This window comes from Mesorhizobium sp. M0816, assembly GCF_040320005.1.
Taxonomy (GTDB): Bacteria; Pseudomonadota; Alphaproteobacteria; order Rhizobiales; family Rhizobiaceae; genus Mesorhizobium.
This window is the reverse complement of the sequence record NZ_JAMYOT010000026.1, coordinates 69506-84742: the sequence shown is the minus strand read 5'-3', so window position 1 is coordinate 84742 and position 15237 is coordinate 69506. Positions and strand designations below refer to the sequence as shown.

Annotated in this window: 14 protein-coding genes and 2 pseudogenes; 10 read left to right on the top strand and 6 right to left on the bottom strand. The window is 60.2% G+C overall.

The features are described 5' to 3' along the window. The coding region (locus NKI17_RS29050) for a sulfate/molybdate ABC transporter ATP-binding protein (protein ID WP_352797758.1) at nt 1–806 on the top strand (806 nt) is incomplete at its 5' end. Nucleotides 807–817: 11 nt separating this feature from the next. Here NKI17_RS29050 and NKI17_RS29045 read toward each other — a convergent pair. Next, nucleotides 818–1064 (bottom strand): annotated as a pseudogene (locus tag NKI17_RS29045) (GNAT family N-acetyltransferase); the annotation flags it as partial. Nucleotides 1065–1430: 366 nt separating this feature from the next. Between NKI17_RS29045 and NKI17_RS29040 the strand changes: the two are divergent. Further along, a complete protein-coding gene (locus NKI17_RS29040; RefSeq protein ID WP_352907129.1) occupies nt 1431–2033 on the top strand; it encodes a sulfotransferase family protein in 603 nt (200 codons plus the stop codon). A gap of 279 nt (nt 2034–2312) precedes the next feature. On the opposite strand, the gene NKI17_RS37095 is transcribed toward NKI17_RS29040, so the two are convergent. The 4 genes from NKI17_RS37095 to NKI17_RS29025 form a co-directional block, all read right to left on the bottom strand. Continuing rightward, the gene (locus NKI17_RS37095; protein ID WP_352693738.1) at nt 2313–2417 is read right to left on the bottom strand and encodes a hypothetical protein; all 105 of its coding nucleotides are present in this window, start codon (nt 2415–2417) and stop codon (nt 2313–2315) included. Continuing rightward, a complete protein-coding gene (locus NKI17_RS29035) occupies nt 2411–2848 on the bottom strand; it encodes a recombinase family protein (RefSeq protein ID WP_502894646.1) in 438 nt (145 codons plus the stop codon). The genes NKI17_RS37095 and NKI17_RS29035 overlap by 7 nt, the downstream gene beginning before the upstream one ends. 331 nt (nt 2849–3179) lie before the next feature. Then, nucleotides 3180–5006 (bottom strand): heavy metal translocating P-type ATPase, encoded by a 1827-nt coding sequence (locus tag NKI17_RS29030; RefSeq protein WP_352797753.1) that lies wholly within the window; start codon nt 5004–5006, stop codon nt 3180–3182. Between the two features lie 123 nt (nt 5007–5129). After that, nucleotides 5130–5477 carry a transposase gene (locus tag NKI17_RS29025; protein WP_502894647.1) on the bottom strand — a complete coding sequence of 116 codons (348 nt, stop codon included), beginning with the start codon at nt 5475–5477 and terminating at the stop codon, nt 5130–5132. A gap of 192 nt (nt 5478–5669) precedes the next feature. On the opposite strand from NKI17_RS29025, the pseudogene NKI17_RS37090 reads away from it, so the two are divergent. Continuing rightward, nucleotides 5670–5873: pseudogene (locus tag NKI17_RS37090) on the top strand (IS110 family RNA-guided transposase); the annotation flags it as partial. 91 nt (nt 5874–5964) lie between these two features. Here the strand turns inward: NKI17_RS37090 and NKI17_RS29020 are convergent. Next, nucleotides 5965–7329: a hemolysin family protein gene (locus NKI17_RS29020; RefSeq protein ID WP_352797751.1), complete on the bottom strand. Its 1365-nt coding sequence runs from the start codon at nt 7327–7329 to the stop codon at nt 5965–5967. A gap of 44 nt (nt 7330–7373) precedes the next feature. Here NKI17_RS29020 and NKI17_RS29015 point away from each other — a divergent pair, with 44 nt between their 5' ends. The 7 genes from NKI17_RS29015 (at nt 7374) to NKI17_RS28985 (ending at nt 15075) form a co-directional block, all read left to right on the top strand. After that, the gene (locus NKI17_RS29015; protein ID WP_352797749.1) at nt 7374–7577 is read left to right on the top strand and encodes a hypothetical protein; all 204 of its coding nucleotides are present in this window, start codon (nt 7374–7376) and stop codon (nt 7575–7577) included. Nucleotides 7578–7745: 168 nt separating this feature from the next. Further along, nucleotides 7746–8420, top strand: a complete 675-nt coding sequence (locus NKI17_RS29010) for a response regulator transcription factor (RefSeq protein WP_023722098.1) — start codon at nt 7746–7748, stop codon at nt 8418–8420. Next, nucleotides 8407–9813: a sensor histidine kinase gene (locus tag NKI17_RS29005; protein ID WP_352797746.1), complete on the top strand. Its 1407-nt coding sequence runs from the start codon at nt 8407–8409 to the stop codon at nt 9811–9813. Before NKI17_RS29010 ends, NKI17_RS29005 begins: the two co-directional genes overlap by 14 nt. Next, nucleotides 9810–10913 carry an ABC transporter substrate-binding protein gene (locus NKI17_RS29000; protein ID WP_352797743.1) on the top strand — a complete coding sequence of 368 codons (1104 nt, stop codon included), beginning with the start codon at nt 9810–9812 and terminating at the stop codon, nt 10911–10913. Before NKI17_RS29005 ends, NKI17_RS29000 begins: the two co-directional genes overlap by 4 nt. A 210-nt stretch (nt 10914–11123) precedes the next feature. After that, nucleotides 11124–12227: an ABC transporter substrate-binding protein gene (locus NKI17_RS28995; protein WP_352797741.1), complete on the top strand. Its 1104-nt coding sequence runs from the start codon at nt 11124–11126 to the stop codon at nt 12225–12227. A gap of 120 nt (nt 12228–12347) precedes the next feature. Further along, nucleotides 12348–14018, top strand: a complete 1671-nt coding sequence (locus NKI17_RS28990; protein WP_352508356.1) for an ABC transporter permease — start codon at nt 12348–12350, stop codon at nt 14016–14018. Then, nucleotides 14011–15075: an ABC transporter ATP-binding protein gene (locus NKI17_RS28985; protein WP_352508357.1), complete on the top strand. Its 1065-nt coding sequence runs from the start codon at nt 14011–14013 to the stop codon at nt 15073–15075. The genes NKI17_RS28990 and NKI17_RS28985 overlap by 8 nt, the downstream gene beginning before the upstream one ends. Nucleotides 15076–15237: the final 162 nt, after the last annotated feature.

The following is a 15237-nucleotide window of genomic DNA, read 5'->3' as shown; positions in this document are numbered from 1 at the left end:
TCTTCCAGCACTACGCGCTGTTTCGCCATATGACGGTCGCCGACAATATCGGCTTCGGACTCAAGGTCCGGCACGGGCCGTCACGCCCGTCGGCGAAGGAAATCCGCCGCCGCGCCTCGGAACTCCTCAACCTCGTTCAGCTTTCCGGTCTGGAAAAACGCTATCCGGCACAGCTTTCGGGCGGCCAGCGCCAGCGCGTGGCGCTAGCCCGCGCCATGGCGATCGAACCGGCCGTGCTTTTGCTCGACGAACCGTTCGGCGCGCTCGATGCGCAGGTGCGCCGCGAACTGCGCCGCTGGCTGCGCGACATCCACGATACGACCGGCCACACCACCGTTTTCGTCACCCATGACCAGGAAGAGGCGCTGGAGCTTGCCGACCGCGTCGTGGTGATGAGCCAGGGCCGCATCGAGCAGGTCGGCACCGCCGACGAGATCTACGACACACCGAATTCGCCCTTCGTCTATGGCTTTATCGGCGAATCGAGCTCGATCCCGGTCAAGGTCGAGGACGGCCAGGTCTGGATCGCCGACCGCCCGATCGGGCTGTCCGCGCCGCAGGCGCCGCAAGGCGAAGCGACGCTTTTCTTCCGTCCGCACGATGTCGAACTGGTGGAAGAATGCAATGGCTGCATCGCCGGCACGGTCGCCGCCAGCCGCCGCGTTGCCGATACCAGGCGGGTGGAACTCGAAATCGGCGGCGAGCGCCAGCGGGTCGAGATCGAGCTGCCCGTCGACCATCCGGCGGCGCAGAAAAGCCGGGTGGCATTCAGGCCGCGGCGCTGGAAGCTGTTTCCGGCTGCTTGATTACGAGGCGATTACCAACTTGTGCACAACAAGACGTTTCGGCCCGCTCTTTCAACGCGCCTTAGCGAGAGCACAAGGGTCATCGGATTTTTCGGGAAAGCCGCAAAGCCGTAGTGCTCGTAGAAGGCTTTCGCTTCGTCCGATATGGCATGAACAAGAAGGCCGCGAATCCCGAGGATCGTCGCGGCGTAACGCGGTGCGCAGAACGGCGTCTTGCAACAGCGCGGCGCCTAACCCCTTGCCTTGCCAGCTTGTGTCCGCGCTGCTCGAATGTCGCGCGGTCGACGTCGAGCAGCCTGATGGAGCAGGTCTGCACGGCCTTGCCGTTCAAGATGGCTTTGGTCACCGCGATCACGTTCCCGGCGGAAACTCGCCGTCGGTTGTCTCCCATCCCTGAAAGGCGTCCACGTCATCGACCGGAGCAAGCGCTGCGTCAGCGGATAGTGGTGTCGATGCACGCGTCTTTCGCCACAGCGGCGCCAGGAGCCACCATTCCCGGCGCTTCTCCAATACTGACCTTCGCGCGCTACGGCTTGAGGCGATTCGGAGCTGAACCTTCAAAGATAATAGCGAAGTAAAGGAAACAGCGGTATTTTGACCAATTGAAATCGTCGGGGGGTGCTCATGGCTCTATATGTCATTGGCGCAGGCATGGGTCGCACTGGCACATATTCGCTGAAGCTCGCGTTGGAGCATCTTGGGTTCGGGCCGTGTCATCACATGGCAGATGTCCACGCCAATCCCGAGCAGAAGGCGCTGTGGCGCGCCGCCGGACAGGGACAACTCCCGACCTGGGATGCGGCATATGCCGGCTATCTTTCCGCGGTCGATTGGCCAACGGCGCATTTTTGGCGCGAAGTGAGTGACCGCTACTCTGATGCAAAGGTTATCCTGACAGTTCGTGACCCGGAAGCCTGGTATGACAGCATGGCGCAAACAATAGGGCTCACGATGGATGCTACTACCAATGATCCACAGTCCTGTGGTGTGGCGGTGGTTGGAAACACTGTCTTTGGCGGTCGATTTGATAACCGTGATCACGCAATCGCTGTCTATGAAGCACATAACGCTTCCGTGAAATCAACGCTGCCACCTGAACGCCTTCTTACTTATCAGGCCTCCGAAGGGTGGGAGCCGCTTTGTGCCTTTCTCGGTGTACAGTTGCCTTCCGCACCGTTTCCACGCACCAATTCGACTGCCGAATTTCGTGCTCGCATAGGGCGCTGAACGGCGGTTTTCCACCCCGGCCGGACCTTCCCGAGCCTCATCAGGCAATCTGATGTCTGAACGCACCAACCGACCACGTGCGCCAGTAGCAGTCATCCGATCGGACGAATCGAATGACCGCTTTGGCTAGTTCGGTTCGAATTCTTTTGCTCCAGGATGTGTTCCGCCGAACCAACCACGTAGGCATCTGGTACAATACCAATAACTGCAGGCCGGGGGTACGCGTCCGAGGAGGGCCGGTGCGTACGTCGCTGCGAAAGCGGCCAATTGGACCCACAATCAGCGAACATTCATTTTCGTCTGAGCGCCGATACGTCTCACAGTGGCCCTATGAACTCGGAAGATGCGAGCAATCTCGGCGGCGGGTGGACCATCATTCAGCATGCCGATGATTTCGGAGCGCTGATCGGACGTGAGTTTTGGGCGACGACCACCTTTTCGCCCGCGCTCCTGGCCGCTTGAAGCCCCGCCATGGTGCGTTCCCGTACGATGGCTCGCTCGAATTCGGCGAAGGAACCGAGCATCCGCATCATCATGCGGCCTGCCGTCGTGGTCGTGCCGATTGCCTCGGTCAGTGAGCAGAACCCGGCGCCGGCGGCCTCGATCTTCTCAAGGATAAGGAGCAGGTCCTTGAGTGACCGCATCAGTCGGTCTAGTTTCCGGACAACCACGATATCGCCTTCTTCGAGCTCGCCAAGAAGCCGATGGAGCTCGGGTCGATCCCAGCGTCCTCCTGATGCTCGCTCCTCCGCGAGCCGCTTGCAGCCGGCGGCTTTGGCACCGCAGACAGGCCTACGCGCTTCTCTGGAAGCCATACTTGGCCTACTCTGTCAGGGGATCAGATGAGTCGCTCGTCACGAAAACGACGACCAAAGGATCGAAGAAATCGCTGGGTCGTCAGGCGCAGCGCGATATTTGGAGGTAACGATGAATTTCACGGACAGGCGCCTCTGGTACGGTGTGGCAGCCGTGATCGTGGTGCTGTTTGTGATCGGGTATGCGGCTGGGTGGTTTGGGGGCACACCGCCACCAGCGCCACAGCAGTAAGCGTACTCTGGTTGCGGTTGCCCGGTTTCGTGGACGATGCGAATTGGACGCGTTTGTCGTCCAAAGAACTGCAAGCGCCTTAGGCTCCAAAGAGATGCGCTAAACATCTTGGATTCGAACGCGCAGCAGTTTTGCCGAATTCAGGAACACCAGGACATCTGGCCCCAAGTGCAAAATCGCTGCCTGGATAGGACCGATCCAGCCCATCAGCGCTGCGGTAATGCCCAAAACGTGCACAACACCGACACCGACAAAAATATTTTCCTGAATTGTCCGGTAAGCACGTCGAGCAATTGCGCGCGCGCTGACAATTTTTGCCAGATCATCCTTCATCAATGCAATGTCGGCGGCTTCCAGTGCCGCCTGCGTGCCGCCGCCGCCCATCGCAATGCCGACATCGGCGCGTGCCAGCGCCGGCGCGTCGTTGATCCCGTCGCCGACCATCGCCACGCGATGGCCCTGCTTTTGCAGTTCGGCGATGGCGGCGACCTTGTCCTGCGGCATCAGATTGGCACGCACTTCATCCACGCCGAGTTCCTTGGCGATGGTCCGCGCTGTGGCCTCATTGTCACCCGTCACCATCACCATGCGCTTGACCCCGGTCGCACGGAGCTTTGCCAGCGCTTCGCGCGCACCTGGTCGCAATGTGTCGGCAATCAGAATCACGCCCGCGAATTTCCCATCGACCGCGACGTGAACCGGCGTCTGTCCGCCCTTTTCGATCGCATCGGAAAGCGGCACGCCGGCCTCGCGCAGCAACGATGCATTCCCGACCAGCACGGTGCCTCCGGAGACCGTCGCCTTCACACCGCGCGCCTGCAACTGCTCGTACTGCTCCGGTTCCGGGACATCGATTTTCATCCGGGCGGCATAGTTGACGACCGCTTTCGCCAAGGGGTGAGCGGAGCGCCGATCGGCGGCGGCGGCAAGGCTGAGCAGATCAGCTTCCGAAAGCGTGCCGTCCTGCATCTCCACGCCGACAACCTCGGGCTTGTTCGCCGTCAGGGTGCCTGTCTTGTCGAACACCAGGACGTCGACCTTGGCCAAAGACTCCAGATAGACGCCCCCCTTGACTAGAATTCCACTGCGTGCGGCTCGCGCAATGGCTGCGATAATCACCAGAGGAGTCGCCAATCCGAGTTCGGCAGGCGATGTGAAAATCAGCAGAGTGACGATCATCCGAACGTCGCGGGTATAAAGATAAACCGCAACGAGGAAGATCAGCACGACCGGGATCAGCCATGACGCGACCTTATCCGCCAGTTTCTGGACGGGTGCCTGTTCCGCTTCGGCATTCTCGACCAGACTGATGATGCGGGCAAAGGTGGTGTCCGCACCAACCTTCTCGGTCTCGATGTCGAGGGCGCCGGATTCGACGATGGTTCCGGCAAAGACATCGGCGCCATCGCTCTTGTCCTTGGGAATGCTCTCTCCAGTGATCGATGCTTCGTTGACCGAAGCCGCTCCACCGACGACGGTGCCATCGACCGGGATCTTCTCGCCGGCCCGCACCAAGACAACGTCGCCCGCGCGCAAATTCTCGATCGTGACCATGCGTTCGCCACCTGCGTCCCGCACAAGCGCAACTTGGGGCACCGAGCCGATCAGGTCTTTGATTGAGGCTCGCGCACGATCCATATTCAAATCGGCAATGAACTCTGCGATCAGAATGATCACCATGAGGACCGCGCCGGCGACGGTCTCGCCTCCGATCAGCGCTACCACCGTAGCGATGGTGACGAATATCTCGGTACCGATCTTGCGCTCTTTTACGAGGTCAACGGCGCCGGTCTTGACAAGCGGATACAAACCGATGGCAACCGCCCCCCACAAAGCTTGAATGGGAATCAGCTTTTGCCAGTACAGAAAGGCCATCAGGCCGGTAAATATAATGCGAGCGACTTCGGTCCAACGTTCGCGTGTCATCAACACTCGCCAACCCGATGGAACAGCCTTAGGCGCCGGCTCAACGCTTTCGGTGGCTGCTGTCTCGGATTTCATGATTGGCTCGCTATCTGGATTGCGGTCTTGGCTTGAAGCGTGAGCGCATCAGGATCGTGTCCCAGGGAGTGGTGTAGTTGACGGCTTGGTCGCCGCAGCTTCCGGCATGGGCCGGGAATGATCAGCGCGCCACAGCAGGCTGATGAGTGGATCATCGCTCATTTGGCTGATGGTTTCCAGCGTAATGTATCTCGCCCGCTGCACGGCCCATTCATCGTTCTGCTCGAGCAGGATCGCGCCAACCAGACGGACGATGGCGTCATCATTTGGGAAGATGCCGATGACCTCGGTGCGCCGCTTGATCTCGCCGTTGAGGCGCTCGGTAACCGGTATGATCATGATGGTGCCATCTGATCCCCGCTGGAGATGCGAGATTTTCAGCGTATGTGTGACCATCCGGGACAGCGGCGCCGGGAGCACGCCAAGTGCGGGCAGGCCGATGTATTCGATAAGCTGCGAGCTCGCGTTAGTAGCTGGCCGCCCCTGCGACCTGCCCGGTTGCGCCGAGAGCGCGGATCCGTAGGTGTCGCGTCGCCCGCCGGCTCCCGATTGTTCAAGGAGAGAGGGGGCCAATGACGTGTAATTGGAATGGACATCCACCGCACCTTTGCGGAAGTGGTTTTCTGCGAAGATGGCCGGCTGCGCCATCACGGACGGGTCGACATGACCCGCTCCGGACTGGAGGGATTTGGCCGCAGCTTGAACAGGACGGACGAGGTCGTTGTCGAGGCGACCGGCAACGCCATGGGGGTGGTGCGGGTGCTTTCGCCTTTCGTCGACCGGGTGATGGTGCATCAGCATCAGTCAGGTTGGATCACGCAGGATACAGTTGGTTCGCGGGCACCGGCGACCTCGACGAGGCCATGGCGGCCCATTCATTGGCCTATGTTCTGAGCCCATCTACCTCCGATGTTTCTTGCCGCCCCGTGGGAGAGTTCCTTCGTGCGAGCAGTTTGTCGATCCGCCGGCCATCCATGTCCACGATCTCGAAGTGCCAGCCGCCATAATCAAAATGTTCCCCGACCTCAGGCAGATGCCCTAGTCGAAACAGGGCAAATCCTGCGATCGTATGGAAGTCGCCTTCAGTTGGCCGTGCTCGAAAACCAAGGCGATCGAAGGCGTCCTGGGCCGACATCATACCATCCACGAGAAGGGAGCCGTCTTCACGCTCGACGATATCCGGCTCTTCGCCTTCGATGTTGGGCAGGTCGCCGGCGATGGCTTCGAGCAAATCGGTCTGGGTAACAATTCCTTCCAGACTTCCGTACTCGTCGAGGACCATTGCTATGCGGACGGGCGCCTTCCTGAACTGCTCCAGCACTTTGAAAATCGGCGTTGATTCATGAACGACGAGCGGCTCACGGATGATCGCCATCGGATCGAGAACCTGCCCGTCAAGAACCTGGTCGAGCATGTCCTTCTTCAGAACCATGCCGAGCAGTTCATCGATACCGCCCTTGCCGACAAGGAGCTGCTCATGGCGGCAATCGCGGATCGTACGAAGAATCTCGGTTCGGTCATCATTCACGTCGATCCAGTCGATATCCGGCCGAGGCGTCATGATGTCACTGATGCGGCGCTCGCCGATATTGAAGACCCGCTCGACCATCTCCCGCTGCGCCTGCTGCAACAGCCCGCCTTCCTGACTGGCCGAGATCAGAAGCTTCAGCTCGTCTGGCGAGTGCAATGAATCCTCACCGGTTCCCGGGCGCAGGCCGCAGAGTCGCAGAACGAGGTTGCCGAGACCATTCAGCATTAGAATCGCCGGCCTGAGCAGAAAGAGGAACAGACCGAGCGGACGCACGACCCAGAGCGCAGTGTCTTCGCTGCGCTGGAGCGCCAGACTCTTTGGTGCGAGCTCGCCAAGCACGATGTGAAGCGCGGTGATGATGATGAAAGCGATCGCGACGGCGACAGTGTGTGAGCCCGCAGTCGCCAACGACCCCAGCAGCCCGATCAAGAGAGGCTCGACGAGATGCGCGAGAGCAGGTTCGCCGATCCAGCCGAGCGCCAGCGATGAAATGGTGATGCCGAGCTGGGTCGCCGCCAGATTGGCATCGAGATTGTCGACGGCCCGCTGGAGCGCTGCCGCGTTCAGCCGCCCAGCCGCAGCGAGTTCGGCAACTCGGCTTCGGCGCACGGCGACCAGGGAAAACTCGGCGGCGACAAAGAAGCCGTTTGCGGCCACGAGTAGGAGAACCGATAAGATTCCAAGAATGTCGCTCAAACTGCCATCGCCTGTCGGCATGATATCCTCTTAATGACGCAATTGGATACGTCTCTGAAGCGCAAATGATGGCATTGCGCAATCGCTATCAGCATCACGATCGCCAGAAGCATAATCTCCTGATGGCGATGGTGGTGCATCTACTAGCGACTGATCACGGTGCGGTCGAATACGTTGAATGCGGCAAAGTGCGTGGTCCAGCCGTGGCTTGCAGCGCGGGTCATGTACCGACGCGCCCCGTTCTTGGCGTGGATGCGCAGATCACATGAAGGCAGACGCCATCACGCAGCCCGTCGACAAAGCTCAAATGATTGGATAGCTTGAACTGCTGACGGTAACAGGGCTGAAGCCAACGCGTGATCTGCAGATGATGTCAAGCGCCTCTCCGCAAAGAGGTGACGCTTGATAGGCGGCTGCTTCCGTGCAAATGCTCCGGCATGCGAATTCTCCTCGTCGAAGACACGCGCGACGTTGGCGAGGCTATCAGCCGCCGCTTCGAAACGATCGGCCACGCAGTCGATTGGGAGACGGACGGCCGTGCTGCCGCAGAGATCCTCGATTTCACCTGCTACGATCTCGTCATCCTCGACGTCATGCTGCCCAGCCTCGACGGGTTTGAAATCGTTCGACGGCTCCGGCAGGCAAGGAATACGACCCCGGTTCTGATGTTGACGGCCCGTTCCGAAATAGAGGACCGCGTTGGCGCGCTTGATCTCGGCGCCGACGACTATCTGGTCAAACCGTTCGATTTCCGGGAATTGGAAGCGCGCGCCCGTGTTCTGCTCCGGCGGAAAAGCGGCGAGGCGACCAACATCGTACAGTGTGGCGATGTCGTGCTCGACCGCGGCAGCCGCTCAGTGCGAGTAGGCAGGCGCGAGGTGCAATTGAAACGACGCGAGATGACGTTGCTTGAGATACTGGCGTCGCGGCCAGGCCGCGTCTTCAGCAAAGATGAACTTATCGATCAGCTTTTCGGGTTTGACGAGCCGGCCAATCAGAACGCGATCGAACTTTATGTCGGGCGGCTGCGCAAGAAGCTGGAAGGCGCCAAGGCGCAGATCGTTACCGTGCGGGGCGTGGGATATCAGCTGGCTTCCGATGATACCGGCTGAGCCTTCCCTTTTCACGCGCCTGGCGGTCCGCATCTCGCTGGTGCTGGGCCTGGGTGCGGCTCTTCTGGTGAGTGCGGCGTCGTACTACGCACGTACCGCCGCCGATGACGCCTATGACCGGCTTCTGCTTGGTGCGGCCATCCAGATGGCAGACAGCCTTACGGTTGAATCCGGTTCGCTCATCATCAACCTGCCGGTATCAGCTTTTGAACTTCTGGGCCTCGCCAGCCGCGATCGCATCTTCTATCGCGTGATCGGCCCTTCCGGCGCGACGCTGACAGGTTATGCCGATCTGCAAACAGAAGTTGATCTGGCCGCAATACACGATGTCCCGGTATTGGAATCGGCGCATTATCGCGGCGAACCGGTTCGGATTGCGGTGGTGGCGCGCGCACTGTCCGATCCAGCCGTATCCGGTTGGGCGCATGTCATCGTTGGGCAGACCACGGAAGCCCGCCGCGCGCTCGCGGGTGAATTGACTCTCAGGGCGACCGTCCTCCTGGCGGTCATGAGCATATTGGCTTTAGCTGGAGCGATGATTGCTATTCGCTATTCTCTGCAACCGGTCAAGCATCTCGGAGCGACGCTCCGCCGTCGCGATCCACAAGACCTGACGCCGGTAACGGTCGTCGTACCGAGAGAATTGCGGCCCTTCGTTACTTCCATCAATTATTTCATGAGTCGGCTCGACGAGCGCGTGAAACTCCTGCAGCGCTTCATCGCCGACGCGGCGCACCAGATCAGAACGCCGCTGACGGCGCTAACGGCGCAGCTCGATCTGTTGAGTCAAGCCAAGCTGGACAAGTCGAGCCGCCAGCATCTCGATCGCGTACAGCAGCGCGCCAGCGAACTTGCGCGCCTGACCAACCAGTTGCTCAGCCACGCCATGGTCATCCATCGTGCCGATTCCGTGCAGCTTCAGCGGCATGATCTGGCAGATGTCGCACGGCGCGCTTTCCGTGCGGCGGTTCCGATAACTATCGATCCGGACATCATCGTCTCCTTCGAGGCGCCTGACGACGAGCCGGTCGTGCTTGCGGACGCCGTCAGCCTTCGCGAAGCGATCGTCAATATCATCGACAATGCCTTGCGCCATGGAGTGGTGTCGCGCCTTGAGGTCAGAGTACGCAGCGACGGTACACGTGCCCATCTCGAGGTCGAAGATGACGGACCGGGCATTCCGCGGGGCGAGTGGGAGCGGGTTACGCAGCGCTTCGAAACGTCCAAATCTCATGACGGCAGCGCAGGTCTTGGTTTCGCCATCGCGTCGGAGGTTGCGGCGGCTCACGGTGGCGCGCTGACCTTTCGCGAGACAAGCAAGGATGGCGGGAAGGGCACGCAAGGGTTCACCGTCACCTTGACGTTGCCCATCGCGACGGAGAAGACCGGATGATAACGGGAACATTGCCGACATTCGGTTTGATGGCTGCCGTCGTCTTATGCATCGGTCACGCGGCAAGAGCTGCTGAAGGAAGCAGCGCATTTTTCCCTTCGTCTCAGCCGGAGAAGGACCGACTGTCGATCCACGCCGCGACCGATCTGGCGGCAATGGAACCACTGATCCGGGATTTTCAGTCCGTTTTCCCCAACGTGGCAGTCGACTATGTTGAATATGTCACCAACGACTTGCAAAGGAGTGCCAGTGAAGCCTGTCGGACGGACGCGGTGCTGGGCGACATCTTGTTGTCTCCGTCGGTCGACCAACTTGTGAAGCTCGCCAATGACGGCTGCGCGGCGCCGCACGTGTCGGCCGAAACCGCGCATGTCGCCAATTGGGCAAACTGGCGCGACGAGGTATTCGGCTTTACCTACGAACCGGCCGTCTTCGTCTATAACGCCCGCCTCGTGCCGTCCGGCGACGTACCGCGCACCCACATCGAACTCGCCGATCTTCTCAGGCGGCGGATCGATTTTTATCGCGGACGGGTCGGAACGTTCGACATCCGACTTTCGGGCATCGGCTACTTATTGGCGTTCAGTGATGCGCGGCAGACGACGGCGGTCTACGGTCGGCTTCTGGAAAGCATGAGCCGAGCGGAAACTGTGGTGCGTTGTTGCACCGCGGAGACCCTTCAGGACGTTGCAAACGGGAGCCTATATATAGGCTACAATATGATCGGGTCATACGCCTACGCGGCGGCCAGGGGCAATTCCGACTTGAGGGTCGTTGTCCCGCGGGACTATGCGCTGATACTCAGTCGTGGCGCGCTCATTCCGAAGACGGCGCCGAATATGGACGTTGCCAAACGATTTCTCGACTACCTTCTGTCGGCCCGGGGACAGAAGGTTGCCAGGGATAGCGCCTTCTTCTTTGCCGAGAACGGGCAATTGCCTGAGGGAGCGGACGGCCCGGAAAAACTTGGGGAGTCTGGTATCGCGCGCGCCATACGCATCGGCCCTGCGTTACTTGCCGTACAAGACGAGGCGTTGCGCCGCCGCTTCATCGAGGATTGGAGCAAGTCCATGATCGATGCGCAGGGCCAGCGACCGTGACGCGTAGGATGCCGCCCCAAGATTTCAGCAATCCCGCAATACGTCGATGTGGCCGATCCCGCTGTCATCGACAATCTGATCACGACCCATCGGGCCTAGTCGGCTGAGCAAACCTCGACATCGCCGTGACAGGTTGGTGACAGGTCAGGATGATACTCGCCTTTTGTGCCTGGAGGAGGTACGATTTAGGCGAACTTGGAGGAGACCCTAATGAAAAATCGTCTTGCGACGATGATGGCCGCGTTTTCGCTGTCAGCCGCTTTCGCGACGCTTGCCGCCGCTGCCGAGATCCCCGCCGGGTATCCGGACAACTACAAGGATCTGGTGGCCGCCGCCACCGCGGAAGGACACCTCAGCATCTATTCGACGACCGACGCGGCGCTGGTCCAGCCCTTGCTCAAGGACTTCGAAGCAGCATTCCCCGGCATCGCCGTCGAATATTCCGACCTCAATTCCACCGAACTCTACAATCGCGTCATTGCCGAAACCGCTTCGGGCCAAGGCACGGCAGATGTCGCATGGTCTTCGGCTCCGGATCTGCAGATCAAACTTGCCTCAGACGGCTATGCGCAGGAATACAAATCCGTGGAGGCGGCCCACCTTCCGGCCTGGGCGTCCTACAAGGACATGGTCTATGGTACCACCGCCGACCCGGTGACTTTCGTCTACAACAAGCGTCTCGTGCCTGAAGGCGATGTTCCCGCAACCCACGCCGATCTTCTCAAGCTGATGACCGGGAAGACCGCAGAATATGATGGCAAGATCGCGTCCTACGATCCGGAAAAATCCGGTGTCGGCTTCTATTTCTACAACCAGGACGCCAAGAACTGGACCGATTCCTGGGCGCTTAACAAGGCTTTTGGCAAGGCCCATATCAAGCTCTACAGCTCCGCCGGCTCGATGATCGAGAAGGTCACGTCTGGCGAACATTCCATCGCCTATGGCATCTTCGGCTCATATGGCCTCGCCAAGCAGGCCAAGGACGAGAACCTCGGTGTGATAATCCCGAAGGACTATGTCCTGGTGACCACCCGCGCCACCGTCATTCCGGCGGAAGCCCAGGATCCCAATGCTGCGAAGCTATTCGTAGACTATCTGCTGTCGGCGCGCGCGCAGAAGCTGATCGCCGACGACATCAAGCTCTATGCCGTTCGTGATGACGTTGAAGGGGCAACCACGCTGGCGTCCATAAAGGCCGCCGCCGGTGAAAACGTTCACCCGATCGCGCTCGACGACAAGCTGCTCGAAGGTCTCGACGAGACGACACGGCTGGCGTTCCTCAACGAGTGGCAGAAAGCCATGAAGGGCGAGTAATCGCTTGATCGGGAGTGCCTGCACAGTCGGCTCTCTCACCCTTCTTGCTATTAAGAATCATCGGAACGGCGCGCTTGCGCTCTTGCTAGCGGACGGCCCCCGGCTTTGTTCGAGGCGATCATGCCCTTCCGTGTCTTTCGTGTCAGCACCAACCTCCTCGCCATCCTGGTGGTGCTGGCACCGGTCACCCTGATCATTTATCAGAGTTTTCTGTCCGCGCCTTTCTTCCAGAAAACCGCGCATCTGTCGCTGAACGCCTACAGCTTCATCCTCGCGGACGCGGATTTCTGGCTAGCGCTGACGACTTCGCTCAAGCTCGCGGTGGGCATGACGGTGATCGCAGTTCCGGTGGGAATCCTGCTGGCGTTCATCATCGTGCGCACCGACGTGCCGGGCAAGCGCTGGCTGGAGCCGATCATCCTGATCCCGGTTTTCATGTCGGCGGTGGTGCTGGCCTTCGGCTATGTGATGACACTGGGACCAGTCGGCTTCGTCTCGCTGGCGGTCAAGTCGATGATCGGCTACGTGCCCTGGAATGTCTATTCGGTGACATCGATCGCGATCATTGCCGGGCTCACCCATGTCCCACATGTCTATCTCTATGCATCGGCGGCGCTCCGCAACGTTGGCGCCGACCTCGAAGAGGCGGCACGCACCGCCGGCGCTGGCCCTTGGCGCGTCGCCGCCAGTGTGTCGCTGCCCATGGTGATGCCGGTGGTGCTCTATGCGGCGGTTCTGGTGTTCTTCCTCGGTTTCGAACTTTTCGGCCTGCCGCTGGTGCTTGGCGATCCGGAAGGCGTGCTGGTTCTCGCCACCTATCTCTACAAGCTCACCAACAAGCTCGGTGTTCCTTCCTACCAGTTGATGGCCGTAGTGGTGGTGGCGATCATCATGATCGCGCTGCCGCTGGTGGTGCTGCAGCGCTACATGCTGCGCAACGCCAGCCGCTATGTGTCTGTCAAAGGCAAGGGCAGTCGGCACAACCCCATCCGGCTGGGCGCTCTTCGCTGGCCGGCCTTCGCGCTTGTGGTGGCCTGGTTCGCGGCCACCGTGATCATACCGGTGGGCGGCGTCGCAATTCGTTCACTGGTGACAAGCTGGGGCGTCGGGGTGAATATCTTCCAGGTGCTGACGTTGGATCACTATCGCGATCTCGCTGACTATCCGAATGTCATCAGCGCCATTCTCAACACGGTCGGCGTCGCGGTGGTCGGCGGCGCGGCTTCGATCGCGGCCTATACTGCCGTGGCACTCGCCGGTCACCGCTCGAACGCACCCCTGACCAAAGTCGTCGATTACGTGGCCATGATACCGCGGGCGATGCCGGGCATTGTGGCTGGCCTTGCCATGCTGTGGATATTTCTCTTCTTCAAGCCGATCGCACCCCTGCGTGCCACGATGATCTCGGTATGGCTCGCCTATACCATTGTGTGGTTCGCCTATGGCATGCGGCTGATTTCCGGAACGCTCCTGCAGATCGGCAAGGAGCTCGAGGAAGCCGGCCGGTCAGTTGGCGCCAGCGAGGGCCGGGTCGCCAGGGACATCACGCTGCCGCTCATCCGCGGCGGCATGTTCTCAGCCTGGCTGTTGATCTTCCTGATCTTCGCCCGTGAATATTCGACGGGCGTCTATCTGCTCGGACCGGGAACCGAAGTGATCGGCTCGCTCATGGTTTCCCTTTGGGGCACCGGCGCGATCGATCTGGTTTCCGCTCTCGCCGTCATCAACACCGTCATCATCGTGACCGGTCTTGCCCTCGCAATGCGCTTTGGAGTCCGCCTCAATGACTGATATCATCATAGACGGCCTGCGCCTCAGTTACGGCACCCTCGAGATCCTGAAAGGTGTGTCCTTTTCGGTCGAACCGGGTCAGATCGTCGCCTTGCTCGGCGCGTCCGGGTCCGGCAAGACGACGCTCTTGCGAGCGGTCGCCGGTCTGGAGACACCCAACAGCGGCAAGATACTGCTCGGTGACAAGCCGCTTTTCGATGCCGGGCAGAACATCAATCTGGCGCCGGAAACGCGCGGTCTCGGGCTGGTATTCCAGTCCTATGCGCTGTGGCCGCATCGGACGGTGTCCGAGAATGTGGGTTATCCCCTGAAGCTGCGCAAAGTGTCCCAGGCAGATGTTGCGAGCCGCGTCCAGAAGGCTTTGGACAGCATCGGCCTCGGCAAACTGGGCGAGCGCTATCCGCATCAGCTCTCCGGCGGACAGCAGCAGCGCGTGGCGCTGGCCCGTGCGCTGGTCTATGAGCCGAACGTGATTCTGCTCGATGAGCCGCTGTCAAATCTGGACGCCAAGCTACGCGAAGAAGCGCGGATCTGGCTGCGCCGCCTTATCACCAATCTCGGGCTATCGGCGCTGTGCGTCACCCATGATCAGGTGGAAGCGATGGCGCTCGCCGACCGCATCCTGCTGCTCAACGGCGGCCAGATCGAACAGGACGGAACGCCCAAGCAAATCTACAACAAGCCGAAGAGCCTGTTTGCAGCAGAGTTCATGGGTGCCAGCAATCGCCTTGACGGCGTGGTCACCGCCATCAACGGCAACCGTGCGGAAATTGTCGCCAACGGCATCCATCTTGTGGGCAGCGCCCAGCAGGAGCTGACCGTCGGCGCCAAAGTCACCGCACTCGTCCGGCTTGAGCGGGTGACGTGGTCCGGGGAGGACGGGCCTGGACGTATCGCCATGACCTGCGTCGAGAGCCTTTTCCTTGGCGATCGGCATGAAGTCATTTTCGAAAGCAATGACCTGACAATCCGGACCTATTCCCGGGACGCCCTTCCGTCCGGCCAATACTATGTCGAGTTCCCCTTCGAGGATCTGATGGTCTTCGCGGCGGAATGAACTTCGGCTTCACTACGAAGAGGATCATTCTTGCCAACCGGCATAAACATCCTCGAGCGGCTGACCTGCCATCGGTAATTTCCTCCATCTGAGATTAAAGTCCGGCCTCGATTTAAGGGCGGACTGATGAAGAGAATGCGGTTTACGCAAGAGCTGATCATC

Coding starts and splice junctions, on each gene's coding strand:
- NKI17_RS29020 (WP_352797751.1), bottom strand. CDS start 7,329: ATGCCGACAGGCGATGGCAGTTTGAGCGACATTCTTGGAATCTTATCG.
- NKI17_RS29005 (WP_352797746.1), top strand. CDS start 8,407: ATGATACCGGCTGAGCCTTCCCTTTTCACGCGCCTGGCGGTCCGCATC.
- NKI17_RS29015 (WP_352797749.1), top strand. CDS start 7,374: ATGATGGCATTGCGCAATCGCTATCAGCATCACGATCGCCAGAAGCAT.
- NKI17_RS28995 (WP_352797741.1), top strand. CDS start 11,124: ATGAAAAATCGTCTTGCGACGATGATGGCCGCGTTTTCGCTGTCAGCC.
- NKI17_RS29025 (WP_502894647.1), bottom strand. CDS start 5,477: ATGGTCACACATACGCTGAAAATCTCGCATCTCCAGCGGGGATCAGAT.
- NKI17_RS29010 (WP_023722098.1), top strand. CDS start 7,746: ATGCGAATTCTCCTCGTCGAAGACACGCGCGACGTTGGCGAGGCTATC.
- NKI17_RS29000 (WP_352797743.1), top strand. CDS start 9,810: ATGATAACGGGAACATTGCCGACATTCGGTTTGATGGCTGCCGTCGTC.
- NKI17_RS37095 (WP_352693738.1), bottom strand. CDS start 2,417: ATGCTGAATGATGGTCCACCCGCCGCCGAGATTGCTCGCATCTTCCGA.
- NKI17_RS29030 (WP_352797753.1), bottom strand. CDS start 5,006: ATGACACGCGAACGTTGGACCGAAGTCGCTCGCATTATATTTACCGGC.
- NKI17_RS28990 (WP_352508356.1), top strand. CDS start 12,348: ATGCCCTTCCGTGTCTTTCGTGTCAGCACCAACCTCCTCGCCATCCTG.
- NKI17_RS29040 (WP_352907129.1), top strand. CDS start 1,431: ATGGCTCTATATGTCATTGGCGCAGGCATGGGTCGCACTGGCACATAT.
- NKI17_RS28985 (WP_352508357.1), top strand. CDS start 14,011: ATGACTGATATCATCATAGACGGCCTGCGCCTCAGTTACGGCACCCTC.
- NKI17_RS29035 (WP_502894646.1), bottom strand. CDS start 2,848: ATGGCTTCCAGAGAAGCGCGTAGGCCTGTCTGCGGTGCCAAAGCCGCC.